Raw genomic sequence first — 13,869 nt, forward strand, 5'->3', positions numbered from 1 at the left:
ACCTGGGACTTTTTTTTCAGCTTTTTGATTTCAGACTTCAGACTTATTTTAGCTTTTTGACTTCAAATAACGCCGAATCGCTTTCCCCAATCTCTCAAAAGTATCTCTAAAGGTTTCTTCTTTTTCTTCCAATAGCGTTACGCGGAAGCCCCGCAGATCAGAACAAAATGAGGAAATAGGAACCACACAGATTCTTTCGGAACCAAGCAAGTAGTAAACAAAGCGCTTATCTAAGGGCATTTGCTTATCTGCAACCCATGCTTCCACCAAGGTTTTCACCCTAGCGTCCTCAATTTCTAAGGACTGATCAGATTTAAGAACTCCCTCTTCAAAAACAATGGTATTATAAAATGCTCCCTGTGTAGGGTTGAATTTAATTCCAGGTATATCGCCAAGAATCTCTGCCATCCAATCACTTCTTTTACCAATAGCTTCATTGGCTTTCTCCCTGTACGCTTTGTATTCAGGATGACTCATGATCTTAGGAATTGCCAGTTGGGGTAGGATGGTGGAACATACCTCTATCATCTTGGCATTTTCCAATGTTTGACAAAGTTTGGAGAACTCCTTGGATGCTTCGCGATTGTAAAATTCCATCCAACCACAGCGAGCTCCCGGCCAAGGAAACTCCTTGGATATGCCTTTCAAAGAAATTGCCGGTCTATCTCCGATTACTTCTGCCAGAGCTACTGCCTTAACTCCATTGTAGGTGATGTTTTGATAAATCTCATCAGCTATTAATAAAAGGTTAAACTCTTCAGCAATTTTCACAAAACCTTCCAATACCTCTTTGGGATAGACCATACCGGTAGGATTGTCCGGATTGATAATCAAAATTCCAACAATGGAGGGATTGTACTTGACCTTCATGTACAAATCATCCATATCCGGAAGCCATTGATTATCCGGGTCCAGTTTATAAGTGATAGGAGCTGTATTGGCATGGGCTGCCTCCGCTGAGCTATGAGTTGAGTAGGCGGGAGATGGGCCGATTATCCTTGCTGTAGGGATCAGAAATTGGTATAGTTTTGCAATTGCATCTCCAAGTCCATTGAAAAAAAGGATATCATCAGCACTCAATTTAACACCTCCCTGATGGTTGGTCAAGTTTGCCAAAAACGCTCTAGTCTCAGGCATTCCTTTGGAATCAGCATATCCATAGGTTTTATTTTCTTTGAGTAAGTCTGAAATGATTTCCTTCATCCAAGTAGGCACCTGATTACTTTTTTGGATAGGATCACCGATATTTTCCCAAGTGATGGGAAATCCCAAGGATTCAATTTGCCGTGCTTTCTTTACGATTCCACGGATTTCATAATTCAATTCCTCAGCTCCCGGGCGGAGCAGCAACTGTCTCATAGGTCAATAGGCTAGTGAAAAATTCCTCCACAAAGTAAATCATATTCAATGCTTTTAGCAGAAAAGAGAATTGGTTTTTCTTTTTAAAACCCTTAATTCCTTTCAAAAATTGACAATTTAAAGACCGGAGAATGATTGATGAGTTTTAAAAACAGAATTTTCTTTGGCATCAAATAATTTTCACATATATTTATAAATATTTCATATGCAGTAAAATGTATTTGGATTATTAGTTATTGAAAAATGATCGCCCTGACCATTTAATCAAACACTAACCAAATATCATTTGAAACGATGAAACAATTTTACCTGTCAAGGCTAATTGGGCTAATCTGCCTTCTAGTCTTTCCCCTCACTACCTTTGGGCAAACCAGAGGAAGCACATCTTCGGTGCAACAAAATCTCCGCTTTCAGGAAGAGTTTAATAATGTAAACCTAGACCCTAATCCGAATGTAGGAGGTGGTTCAAGGGTTACATTCACGCATGAATTCTCTTCCGGTCCCCAATCAAGAAGTATAGGTTCAAGCGCTGCCCAAAGGATTTTATCTCAAGCAGGAATTAGTATACCAAGTGCTATTATAGATTTGGCTTCTGGAGCTGGTGATTTCTCATGTTCATCTATCAATCCCTCCTTTAGTGCAGAGGCTACGATCAAAGCAGGAGGTTTTTACCAAATTCATTCTGTCGGGACATCCGATATCGGCATAGACTATCCGGTTTTAGTTTCGGTAGAATTTCCCGAAGCAAACACTTTTGCCTGTGGAGAGACTATTCATATCAAAACCTCCTACGAAATATTGGAATCACAAAACCCGAATAAACTTCAGGTAAGTCCTCCGTTTTTCAATCAAGAATTGGGCCCCCTGTTGGATGATTATTCTTTTTCAACCCGAATTGGCCTGAGCGCCACTGCAGCAATTGGAGTTTCAACCCCACTCGGTAGTGTATGTGAGACTATCGTCTCTTTCAATGAAGGAAAAACATTCACATTGTTGGAAGGAAGCTTACCCAGTTTGCCACCATTGATCAATTTCTGTGAAGATGCTTTTGGCCAAAATTCTAATGAGTCAAGGCTCTTAAATTGTAGATGGTCTAGTGTTGAGCCTATCCTCAATATTGGACAAAGATTTTTGAATGACTACAATAGAAGAAATGGAAGCGATTTAAAGGCAGCTACTTTTCAAGGGGATAATCAGGTGACTATTTCCTTCCCGGATTTTCCTGAAGGAACTCCCGTCACGCTACCTGAAATAGAAGGAGTATTTAAGAATTCATTGGCGTCAGAATTGAATTTTGAGGCCTTAAATGGCGGGAGAAAATTAAAAGTAGCAGGTACTAAATCAGCAATTTCAAGGCTTTCTTATGATATTACTTCTTTTTTGGATTATGCAGGAATAAAGACATCTGCAAGCTTGGGAAGTGGCCTGGGTAGCATTGATGCTGGGGACGTTTCGCCAACCTTGACAATAGATCAAGAAATGGCATTTGAGTTTGACCCTAAAGTAAACTTGGTCGTTAATTTGGGACAGGCAATGAGCTTTACAGTTTACAATGGAGATGGATCTATTTCTTATACTTCTTCGGGCAACTCAGTACAACTATTAGCTGGACAGTATATCGAAGCTCAATTCCCAGATATCAGTACTCCGGTACCCGTCACTGGAAATTCTTTTATTAATGGCGATTTCAATAGTCAATCCAGTCAAACGGTATTTGAAAGCACTCAGATTCGATTTGGAGAAGTGAAGGTTGCAGGAGTTGTTGATTTCACCTTAATCGACGAAGAAACACCAAAAGTTGAAGTAGACAAGAAAAAGATACTGGACCATTCTTTCAACCTTCAAGGAACACAAATTCTTGACCTTCCTGGCTTCTTACTTGATCCCGAAAATCCGGTAATTGAAGTCAAAGATGTAATCACAAAGGATATCCTGAATATCGGCGGTGGTCAAAGGCAGGTGGTTTATGAAATAACGCTAAGCAACGAAGGTGATGTTCTGCTCAGCGAAGTACAGTCAACTTTTGACCTTTCTGAAAGCTTTCAAGATGCATCGAATTTCTTTGTCAATTGCATTAGCAGTAATGGATTGATCGTTAATTCTGAATTTGATGGAGAAATCGATAAAAACTTATTAGCCAATGGAAATCAAATTGGAGTAGGCGATTCATTCACCATTGAAGTATTGGTTATCATTACTCCTGAAATCGCATCTATTTCTGAATCCGGATGCTTTGAAACTGTGGAATATGATGTATTTGCAAAAGCGACTGGGGTAAGCCCAATAGGAACTTTTGTAGAAAATAATTTCAACCAATGTACGCAGGAGATAACGGGCCCAGACATTATTAACACCGTAGACTTGGGCGCGGAAGTCATAGATGAATTGAGTGACTTCAGTATTTATGGATTCGAGCAGGTATACTTCAGCAAGAACTTCTCAGAGTCTCAAGGTTCAGTCGGATCTGCTGGTGACATGATTTTTGAAAATGTATCCCTGCAAGGCGGAGCTCCTGTAACAATCGTCGGCGATATCTATGTGGCCAATGAGCTTATCTTAAGAGGTGAGTCAAGAGTCGTCTTTGATTACATGCAACTGGGTAAAGAAGTAGATAGTCAAAAGAAGTCGGCCCTTCTTCCATTGGGTGCGATTAGTAGAGAGTCTGACTGTGTAGTTTCATTTGACCAGCCGATTTTGGAAGTACCAGACAACAATTCCAAAGAGAAAATTCAATTGAAAAAAGGGAATTCCTTGGACCTTGCACCGGGCACTTATCGATCCATTGATATGCTGGAAGGCACTATACTGAATCTGGAAAGCGGAGTGTACAATTTTGACAGCTGGAAAATTTCAGGCAAAAATACCACTATCAATTTCGATGTGAGCAATGGACCAATTTTGATTCAAGTGAGAAAATGGTTGCCTCATGCCGATCAGCAGTACCTCGCTGGAAGCGATGGAGCACAAAGTATGGTGAGCATTCATTATTCAGGAAATGAACCTGTCAGATTTAAAAATACCTTCTTCCAAGGAAATATCCTTGCTCCTTTTGCTTCAGTGGATTTTGCAGAAAACTCTGTATTGGAAGGAACGCTTTATGCAAATAAGGTTCAGTTTACTGATGGATCTACTTTCATAGGACCAAAATATCTAGCACCTCTAAATGCAAGCCCTGAATGTCAACCTTTGGATGAGGCAGCAAGAAAGCTGGAGGAAGAAGTTCAGGAAGTAGCAACAGAACTTGACAGAAAAGATGAACAGATTCGAATGTATCCTAATCCGACTTCCAATATCTTGACGATAGATGGAATTCATCCGGAAATTCTACCTGCACAGGTATATATCTATGACAGCAATTTCCGCTTAGTGAAATCATTGATAGCAACCAGCACAGATGTTCAATTCGCTATGCAGGACTTGGCAAATGGTTTATACTTTATCCGGGTTGGAGATCTTGGCACCCTTCATAGAATTATTAAAAACTAAAACCTGATTAAACCTTAATTTCAACAAAGCCGGGCACATGTCCGGCTTTGTTTTTTTCACCTTGAAAAAGTTTATCCCGAATTCCTCCGACAAAAGGAATTTGAAAATTCGCAGCTATTTTCAGGACTTCAGTTTGTTAATACCCAACTTGCTATATTGCAGTACGTTCAGGTAAATTCAGAGTGAATGAAGTTACTCATTTAGAATGATCAAAAATATTTTCGCTACGTGCTTTCAATCCTTATTCGAATCTCTCTTTTCATCCTATTTATTGGCCTAATTGACTGGTATTCTTTCCAAGCCTTTAAGACGCTTTTCCCTTCTCAAACTTGGGTAAAAATTGGGTATTGGGCTTTTTCCATTTTCATTTACCTATTTGTCATCTATAGTTTTCTGTCATTCGAAAGAGGTGCGCTCAGCCCCGCTTATGGAAAAATGATTTCACTTCTATTTCTGTCTTTGATTCCAAAGCTGATTATTATCGCCTTTCTTTTTGGGGAAGATATACTTCGATTTATTACTGGCGGATATTATTCCTTGGCTGAAAACAGGGAAGGAGATTTTTTACCTGATCGAAGAAAATTTATCAGCCAAGCAGCCTTAGCAATTGCCGCTATTCCTTTTTTAGGGATTCTCCATGGAGTGCTGATTGGTAAGTACCGTTATCGGGTGATGAAGCATACCTTGGAATTTGATGATCTTCCTGAGGAATTTGATGGGTTCACCCTGACTCAGATTTCAGATATTCATTCAGGTAGTTTTGACAACAAAAAGAAACTGGAATATGGCATAGAGCTAATTAATCAGCAGAATTCGGATGTTATCTTGTTTACCGGTGATTTAGTCAACAATCAGGCGTCAGAAATGGAGCCTTGGATCGAGACCTTTAAAAAACTGAAGGCTCCAATGGGCAAATATTCTATCCTAGGCAATCATGATTATGGAGATTACATGTCTTGGCCGAGTCGTGAAGCCAAGTTGCAGAATATGCAGCGGCTTTTCCAAGTCCACGAAGAATTGGGCTTCAGGTTGCTACGAAATGAAAGCCTTCCTATCAATAAAGGAAATGCGAGTATCGATCTAATCGGGGTGGAAAACTGGGGGAAAGGCTTTGCGCAGTATGGCGATCTAGCCAAAGCTGCGAGCAGTCTTAAAGAAAAAAGCTTCAAAATCCTGATGAGTCATGATCCCTCCCATTTTGATGAACAAGTGAAAAATTTCTCTCAGTTTATTCATTTGACACTTAGTGGGCATACGCATGGGATGCAGTTTGGAATAGAGATTCCTGGATTTATCAAATGGAGTCCCGCTTCCCTCCGGTATCCCAAATGGGCTGGTCTCTACGAAGAATTGGGTAGATACCTCCACGTCAATCGGGGCTTTGGATTTTTAGCCTTTCCTGGGCGGGTAGGGATTTGGCCGGAGATTACGGTGCTGGAGTTGAGGAGGAAATAGGGAATGGAGCACACAACTATCAACAAATTTTAGCTCATATATAATCTTCGATAGAAAATTTTTTAATAAACGAGTTTACCAATAAATTAACCATAAAAGGTATATTTATTAGAAATGACATTCTACCAAGAAAAATTGAGCCACTTGAAAAATATCTGTTTTTCCAACGATATGCAGATAGAGGCAGTGATAAATACAAGAAAGTATATTGACAATAATTATGAGAAAGAACTGAACTTGGAGTTTCTTTCAAGCATTCGATTTACCTCAAAATATCACTTACTTAGACTTTTCAAGAGATATTACGGAATTACACCAAGGCAATATTTAATAGATAAACGTATTGAAATGGCTAAGAAAACCTTAAGAAATGGATTGAATGTAACCGAAACTTGTTTTGCAGTGGGTTTTGAGAGTTTAGGTTCTTTTAGCTCACTCTTCAAAACAAAAACAGGAAAATCTCCAAGAGAATATCAAAAACAGCAACTTTCAAGAAGTAATTTAACAGTATGATTCTCAACTTTGGCAAGAGGTAAAAATAAATCAAAATGAAAGTATCACTTATCAGCATTCCAATTCGAGACCAAGCAAAGGCCTTAAAATTTTACACTGAAAAATTAGGGTTCATAATTAAGAAAGATTTGCCATTAGGTGAGGGAACTAGATGGTTAACATTAGTTTCACCAGAATGGCAGGACGGGCCGGAGTTATTATTGGAGCCAGGACCAAACCATTTTGAACCCTGTAAAATCTATCAAGATGCATTGATGGAAGCAGGAATGCCTTACACACAATTTGATGTAAAAAGTGTCGATGAAGAATATGATCGGCTAACAAAACTTGGAGTTGAGTTCAGCGTAAAACCATCAACCATGGGAACGTGGAAGTTCGCAGTTTTTAACGACACATGTGGAAATAACATTGAAATTGTCGAGACTCTTTAAAAATTGAAATTTAAAGTTGTGGAAAAACTATCCTTTTAAGTTTTATATAGTTTACAGCGCTTAGTTTTTGTAATCCAATTGAACTAAAGCACCTAAACATTGAGATTTTCTCATTTCAAAAACCCTCCAAAATTCCCACCTCCAGAGTATTTTTTTTAACTTTTTAAGTAAGATCTAATTAAACTTTATCCCGCCCTCAATATCTTGTATTATCAATACAAGCTTTTAAAACCAATTGATTTTCAATAGTCTAGCTAAATTTATTTCTTCCTATTCCTCATCCCCTCCGCAAAAAAAGCGATTGCTGCCCATGCTATAACTACTCCCAAAATCCATGTAGGTAGTGGAAACAAGTCCAAGTACTTTACAACTAACAAAAGACCAAGGCTGAGAAAAATGAAAGCATGCAGGTATTTGAATGTTTTTTGACTCATTTTCTTTTCAAAAGATATCTCGTGTGTGCGTTGGGATAGCCAAAAATCAGCGTGTCGCCTAAAAAGCCATATCGAATAGTCTGACTCCCTTCACTGGTGTTCATTTCCAGGATTTGATTATCCTTTGTCTTCCATTGGAAAATTGGAATGGCGGAATAGTCAATAGGAGCATTTATCCCCAACCTTTTTGCATCATCTCGAAAGAACTGCGGATCAATGATCCACTTCCCATCCTTTGTAAAGGTTTCCACATAGCTCTTTCCGTAAAATTCATCTTTGATGATTTCTCCATTTCCATCTTTGGAATACAACATTGTCCATTTCCCAACCAATCGAGGGTCTCTTTCGGCTTTTTGAATAAAGAAGAGAAAAAAGATTAAACTGAGGATCCCAAGTTTTATGCCTTATTCATTCAATTTTTTTGCCTTTTTCCACTGCTGAACTATACCCACACCGGACCAAATACAATTTAAAAACATCGAAACCATAATGGGATTCGGATAATTTTTGCCTTCAGTCACAAGTCCTCTGTGCCACCACGAAAATCCACCAATTAACAGGGAAGCAATGAACAGAACTGTGTAGGCGATTAAAAGACTTCTATCTTTTTTTTCCATAGAATCAACTTAATTCTTCCCTTTTTTAAAACCTCTCAAAACCATTCCACCTCGCCCGATCATCAATAAGACCATAGTAATTCCAGTAAAATTTGGAACCTTATTCCGCCCCTCCATCCAAAAGCCTGATTGCCAATTTGATAGACCACCAATAAATAAAGCAAACAAGATTATGGAAAGATGGAAATGGAGTCGACGCTTGCTCATAATTGATAAATTTAAAAACTAAAGCTCTTTGAGTTAATCATTTCTCCATCCATTTATTTTTCTCCCATTCTCCATTCTTTTCCAGAATTACTCACAAACTATTCGGATCTAAAAAGTAAACAGCTGGAATCACTAGTATTGCATTGTAAGTACCATGAAATATAATCGCCCATTTGATCCCGTGTTTGAGGCGGATATAACTTAAAATCAATCCCAGAAAAAATTGAATAGCCACTAAAAAAGGAACCCAATAATAATATTTACCAAAGTCAAAACCAGTGTAATTGATCATATGGACTAGGCCAAATAAGGCGGCTGAAATAAAAATCACATATTTTCTGTTTGGTTGAACACCACGATAAACCATTATTAATAATAGGATCAGATAGATCATTAGTAATGCCGCTGGATACCAAAGTTCACTAATCACCAAAATAGAAAGCCCCAAACTCCACCAAAGTGAAGATTTTTTTAAATCTAGATGCAATCTGAAAATTGGTTCCTCAATTAATGGTGCCAAGAAAACCCCCAAAAAAGCAAATAGCCATTTATTCTTCTTTAGAAGATCTAATAGCTTATGATCAAATTGATCTATACCCAAAAATTCTAGGAAAAAAGAATACGGTATAATGGTAATCAAAACTAAAACCAATAAAACAACAAAATCTTTCCATGGTAAAGGAGTGTAAGGCTCGTTGATTGTAGGGTTTTTGAAAAAGGACTTTAGATAGGACAGCAGTTCCATAAAGATTTAAAAAGAATTTTAATTCATGATTCATGAATTCTTATTGATCAAATTATAATTACGCTCTTCGAAAAATTCAGCGCCTTATTTTGAGTCAAAAAGATTCAGAAAAATCATTTCAATTGAAATAATGATTGTAAGAAGACACTAAAAACTAAAAAAGATTTTATTTTTCCAAAATAGAATTAGTTCAATTTTTTACCCTTTAAATCTAACTTTAACCTAAATCTAATTTTTTTGAAATTTTATTCCAAAACTCCAGCAGATCACGAATAATTCTGGAGAAAAAAGCTCTTGATCAGTAAAAAATCAGAACAAAAAAATTTGAGTTCTTTAAAAAACAATCAAAACCCAATACCACAAAGGTTTATTCAATTTAGATAAGCAACTAATTTTTATTTCATAGCCAGTAAGGAATGAAGGCCTAAATTCGCTTTTCGCACTAAATGTTTCACCTGTTCATTTTGTCGACTTTTGAAAAGGGAATGTTCTTATTAGAATAAAACTTGATGTAGTCATAACAGAAAGGTGAATAGACGTAACCTCTTCGGTAGAGGACATCCCCTCAATTAGAAGTTTCGTCATGAAGGCTAAGGCTAACGAAAAAAAGAAATCCCGAGAGATGGATTTACCTTCTTTTATAGTTGATTGATTCATGAGCTTTATTCAATTCTAAAATAAAATGGAAAAAGAATTATATAAATGCAAAATCCAAGGCTGATACACCCAATTAGTAGATAAAGTACTTTACCCAATAATCTCAATTTTTGAAATCGGATGAAGATAAGCTGAGAAATCAGTAAAGCAGGAAAAAGAAAAATTAGTGGGTTCATAATTGATTAAGTTAATTCATCTTTCATTTTCTTTCCATCAAGTCAATAAAAAAGGCTAAAGCCAAAAATCCCAAAAAGATAATTCCAGCATTTGTTTGATTGGTTTCAATCAATCCGATTACACGAGATTCATTTGAAGAGTTTAAAAAAAACATATCATGAATTTAGCCCCCAAATCGCACCACAGGAAAGAAAAGAAAACGGAATAATTTTTAGCATAGATCAACTTGATAAACTAAGAACAAAAACTCTGATATTATTGAAAATTTACCAAGATAAAATAGGCGTTGATAAATTGATTGAGTAATTATAAACTAACAAAATAAATTCGATTTGAAAAAACAAAACCCCTCGAAGATTTCTCCTCGAGAGGCATTGTTTCAGCTTTCTGATTTTAGCCTTCTGACTTCCAAGCTTACTTCAGATTTTTATACCGAATTCGTTTCGGTGTCACATCGCCCAGCCTTTTCTTCTTATTCTCTTCATAATCGGAGAAGTTTCCTTCAAACCAGTAAACTTGAGAATCTCCTTCAAATGCCAAGATGTGCGTACAGATTCTATCCAGGAACCAACGGTCGTGAGAAATGATCACCGCACAGCCGCCGAAATTTTCCAAAGCTTCCTCCAAAGCCCGAAGCGTATTCACATCCAAGTCGTTTGTAGGTTCATCCAAAAGCAGGAGGTTGCCTCCTTCTTTCAAAGTCAAAGCCAAGTGAACTCGGTTTCGCTCTCCGCCAGACAATACTCCTACTTTTTTCTCCTGATCCGAACCTGCAAAGTTGAATTTGGACACATAAGCTCTGGAATTCACTTCCTTATTCCCCAATTTCATCAGTTCATTTCCTTCCGAAATCGTCTGGTAAACAGTTTTATTGGCATCCAATGAATCGTGCTCTTGATCCACGTATGCCAATTTCACCGTCTCTCCTACCTCAAAATTCCCGGCATCCGGTTTTTCCTGCCCAGTAATCAGTTTGAATAAGGTGGATTTACCTGCACCATTAGGACCAATAATCCCAACAATACCACCTTGAGGCAATGCAAAGCTGAGGTTTTCAAATAATAATTTATCACCATAGGCTTTTGAAACATTATTAGCCTCAATCACCTTGGCACCCAACCTTGGCCCTGGGGGAATAAATAATTCCAGCTTGGCTTCTTTCTCCTTCGCCTCTTCTCCAACTAGCTTATCGTAAGCATTCAAACGTGCCTTTCCTTTGGACTGCCTTGCTTTAGGAGACATTCGGATCCATTCCAATTCTCGCTCCAAGGTTTTTTGACGTTTGGATTCGGTCTTTTCTTCCTGCTTCAATCGCTGTTGCTTTTGATCCAACCAGGAAGAATAGTTTCCTTTCCAAGGAATCCCTTCTCCTCTATCCAGTTCCAAAATCCAACCTGCAACATTATCCAAGAAATAACGGTCGTGAGTTACGGCGATGACAGTTCCTTTGTAGTTTTTCAAATGTTGCTCCAACCAATGCACAGATTCTGCATCCAAGTGGTTGGTAGGTTCATCAAGTAGTAAAACGTCTGGCTCCTGAAGTAGCAGCCTACAAAGTGCCACTCTTCTTTTTTCTCCACCGGAAAGGTTGGCCACGTTGGCGTCACTAGGAGGCAGTCTAAGAGCATCCATTGCCTTATCCAGCATCACGTCCAGTTCCCAGGCATTGGCGGCGTCTAGCTTCTCCTGAACCTCTCCCTGACGGGTAATCAATTTATCCATCGCATCCGGATCTTCCATTAGAGCCGGATCCATGAATTTTTCATTGATTTCTTCAAACTCCTTTAGCAAATTGACCGTGTCAGCTACCGCTTCTTCAACGATTTCTTTGACGGTTTTACTTGGGTCCAATTTGGGTTCCTGCTCCAGCATTCCAACAGTGTACCCCGGGGAGAATACTACTTCTCCGATGTAGTCTTTATCAATTCCGGCAATAATCCGAAGCAAGGAAGATTTACCCGAACCGTTCAAACCAAGGACACCGATTTTGGCTCCGTAAAAAAATGAGAGATAAATATCTTTGAGTACTTTTTTCTGTGGCGGATAGACTTTGGAGACTCCAGCCATGGAAAAGATGATTTTTTCTGCGCTCATGCGATGAATTTTTCTTGAGAAATTGCGTTAAACAGCAAAGATGCAAAAAAAGCCCTTTCTTAGGATAAGTGCTTTTGAATTAATTAATTTGCGGAAAATTGAAAACGACCACCTAACCTACTGTAGAACAATGGAGCATCCGTATGGATACATTAAGGACAATAAAGTTTATTTGAAGGGATTTCTTGGAAAAGCAGATAGGGAGATCGGTGAAGTAAAAGAAGATGAAGCCTCTACCATCGCTTATTTCGAGGATCGATTTGAGCAAATCAAAGAAAAGGTAGAAAAATTGAAATCCGATATTCAGGAAAACCAGAATAAGGGATCCTTTTTAATGAAACTGATTCACCTGAGAGATTCCTTGTATGAATCAGATGCCTTGGGAGATTTTATCCCTTTGATCGAAGAACTCAATCAGCAGGAAGAATACCTGAATGAAATTATACAGGCTAATCGGGCTAAAAACCTGGAAGTAAAAAAAGCCTTGATTCTGGAAGCAGAGTCTATGAAGGACGATACTGACTGGAAAGCCACAACCGAATTTTATAAAGACTTGAAAATGCGCTGGATCAAAACCGGTCCAGTTGAAAAGGAGATTCAGGAAGAAATTGAAACTCAATTCAATGATGCTGTACAGCATTTCTTCGAAAACAGAAGACATTTCTTTGAAGGAATGGCTCTTCAGGCAGAAGAAAACATCAAAGTCTATGAAGCCTTGGTTGTTCAGGCAAGAGAAGCACATGATCTTCCCGACGCCAAAATGGCTTTCGAAATCAGCAAGAAAATTCAGAAAGAATGGAAATCAGCCGGAAAGGTGCCTGCAGAAAAAAGGCAGCCTCTGTGGGATGAGTTTTCTCGCTTGAACAACAGAATTTTCTCCAGATATAAGCGTACGCTCAACCCTGGCCCTCAGATGCATCCCCGTGAGGTGATGAAAAAAGTTGAAACCTTGACTGAGGAGATCAAAAAGCTGGCAGGTCAACCTACCACTCCAGAATTGATCAATCAGGCTAAGGAGATTCAGCAGGAATGGAGAAAACTTCCTCCTAGAAAACCTAAAGATGCCAACTTGCTGGCAAGATCATTTCAGTTCTTTTCGGATATAGTCTTTGAAAAAGCATTTCTGGAAAAACTGGTCCATGGAAAATATCCTGATTTTGATAAAAAATCTGCTCAGGAACAAAATCAGATCAAAACTGCTTTACTGAAAGACTTACTTCATAGAGATCAAACGGAATACAATACAGCTCAGGGAAATACGGATAATTTCCAGGTTAGAAGCAGTGATTTCGAGATTATGATGAAGAAGAAACTGTCAGGATTAAAGAGAAAAGTTGACGTAAAAAATTATATTTTGAAGCAACTTTCTTACAAATAATCAGTACACGATTACATATTAGAAAAAAAAGATAATTTTGCAACCTTAAAATCCGGAACACCTTTAAAATAAACACTATGTACTGGACACTTGAATTAGCATCCTACCTTGAGGACGCTCCCTGGCCAGCAACCAAGGATGAGTTGATTGATTACGCCATCCGATCTGGTGCGCCACTAGAAGTAGTGGAAAACCTCCAAGAACTGGAGGATGACGGAGAGCCTTATGAAACTATCGAAGAAATTTGGCCGGATTACCCGACCAAAGATGATTTCTTCTTCAACGAGGACGAATATTAATACCAAAGCCCCGGATT

The 13,869-nt window shown here is 38.4% G+C and carries 11 protein-coding genes; 6 read left to right on the forward strand and 5 right to left on the reverse strand.

What is annotated here, in order from left to right; translation table 11 throughout:
• Positions 1-48: 48 nt before the first annotated feature.
• On the reverse strand, positions 49-1,359 hold the full coding sequence (locus B2906_RS11040; RefSeq protein WP_219957949.1) for a pyridoxal phosphate-dependent aminotransferase: 1,311 nt from the start codon (positions 1,357-1,359) through the stop codon (positions 49-51).
• Between the two features lie 294 nt (positions 1,360-1,653).
• On the opposite strand from B2906_RS11040, the gene B2906_RS11045 reads away from it, so the two are divergent.
• The 4 genes from B2906_RS11045 to B2906_RS11060 all read left to right on the forward strand — a co-directional run bounded on the left by B2906_RS11045 (position 1,654) and on the right by B2906_RS11060 (position 7,244).
• Positions 1,654-4,845: a T9SS type A sorting domain-containing protein gene (locus B2906_RS11045; protein ID WP_286939676.1), complete on the forward strand. Its 3,192-nt coding sequence runs from the start codon at positions 1,654-1,656 to the stop codon at positions 4,843-4,845.
• Positions 4,846-5,073: 228 nt separating this feature from the next.
• Positions 5,074-6,300 (forward strand): metallophosphoesterase, encoded by a 1,227-nt coding sequence (locus tag B2906_RS11050; RefSeq protein ID WP_286939677.1) that lies wholly within the window; start codon positions 5,074-5,076, stop codon positions 6,298-6,300.
• A 144-nt stretch (positions 6,301-6,444) separates the two neighbouring features.
• The gene (locus B2906_RS11055) at positions 6,445-6,813 is read left to right on the forward strand and encodes a helix-turn-helix domain-containing protein (protein WP_286939679.1); all 369 of its coding nucleotides are present in this window, start codon (positions 6,445-6,447) and stop codon (positions 6,811-6,813) included.
• Between the two features lie 35 nt (positions 6,814-6,848).
• A complete protein-coding gene (locus B2906_RS11060) occupies positions 6,849-7,244 on the forward strand; it encodes a VOC family protein (protein WP_286939680.1) in 396 nt (131 codons plus the stop codon).
• Positions 7,245-7,674: 430 nt separating this feature from the next.
• Here the strand turns inward: B2906_RS11060 and B2906_RS11065 are convergent, their stop codons facing one another.
• The 4 genes from B2906_RS11065 to ettA all read right to left on the reverse strand — a co-directional run bounded on the left by B2906_RS11065 (position 7,675) and on the right by ettA (position 12,175).
• The gene (locus B2906_RS11065) at positions 7,675-7,992 is read right to left on the reverse strand and encodes a hypothetical protein (RefSeq protein ID WP_286939681.1); all 318 of its coding nucleotides are present in this window, start codon (positions 7,990-7,992) and stop codon (positions 7,675-7,677) included.
• 90 nt (positions 7,993-8,082) lie between these two features.
• Positions 8,083-8,295 carry a hypothetical protein gene (locus tag B2906_RS11070; protein WP_286939682.1) on the reverse strand — a complete coding sequence of 71 codons (213 nt, stop codon included), beginning with the start codon at positions 8,293-8,295 and terminating at the stop codon, positions 8,083-8,085.
• A 298-nt stretch (positions 8,296-8,593) separates the two neighbouring features.
• The gene (locus B2906_RS11075; protein ID WP_286939684.1) at positions 8,594-9,247 is read right to left on the reverse strand and encodes a CPBP family intramembrane glutamic endopeptidase; all 654 of its coding nucleotides are present in this window, start codon (positions 9,245-9,247) and stop codon (positions 8,594-8,596) included.
• A gap of 1,248 nt (positions 9,248-10,495) precedes the next feature.
• Positions 10,496-12,175, reverse strand: coding sequence for an energy-dependent translational throttle protein EttA (gene ettA / locus B2906_RS11080; RefSeq protein WP_219957944.1), 1,680 nt, complete (start codon positions 12,173-12,175; stop codon positions 10,496-10,498).
• A 130-nt stretch (positions 12,176-12,305) separates the two neighbouring features.
• Between ettA and B2906_RS11085 the strand changes: the two genes are divergently transcribed.
• Together B2906_RS11085 and B2906_RS11090 are read left to right on the forward strand one after the other, a co-directional pair.
• Positions 12,306-13,553, forward strand: coding sequence for a DUF349 domain-containing protein (locus B2906_RS11085; protein WP_286939687.1), 1,248 nt, complete (start codon positions 12,306-12,308; stop codon positions 13,551-13,553).
• Between the two features lie 77 nt (positions 13,554-13,630).
• Positions 13,631-13,852 carry a DUF2795 domain-containing protein gene (locus B2906_RS11090; RefSeq protein WP_026952747.1) on the forward strand — a complete coding sequence of 74 codons (222 nt, stop codon included), beginning with the start codon at positions 13,631-13,633 and terminating at the stop codon, positions 13,850-13,852.
• Positions 13,853-13,869: the final 17 nt, after the last annotated feature.

It is taken from the genome of Algoriphagus sp. UBA3586 (assembly GCF_002376385.1).
Classification (GTDB): domain Bacteria; phylum Bacteroidota; class Bacteroidia; order Cytophagales; family Cyclobacteriaceae; genus Algoriphagus; species Algoriphagus ornithinivorans.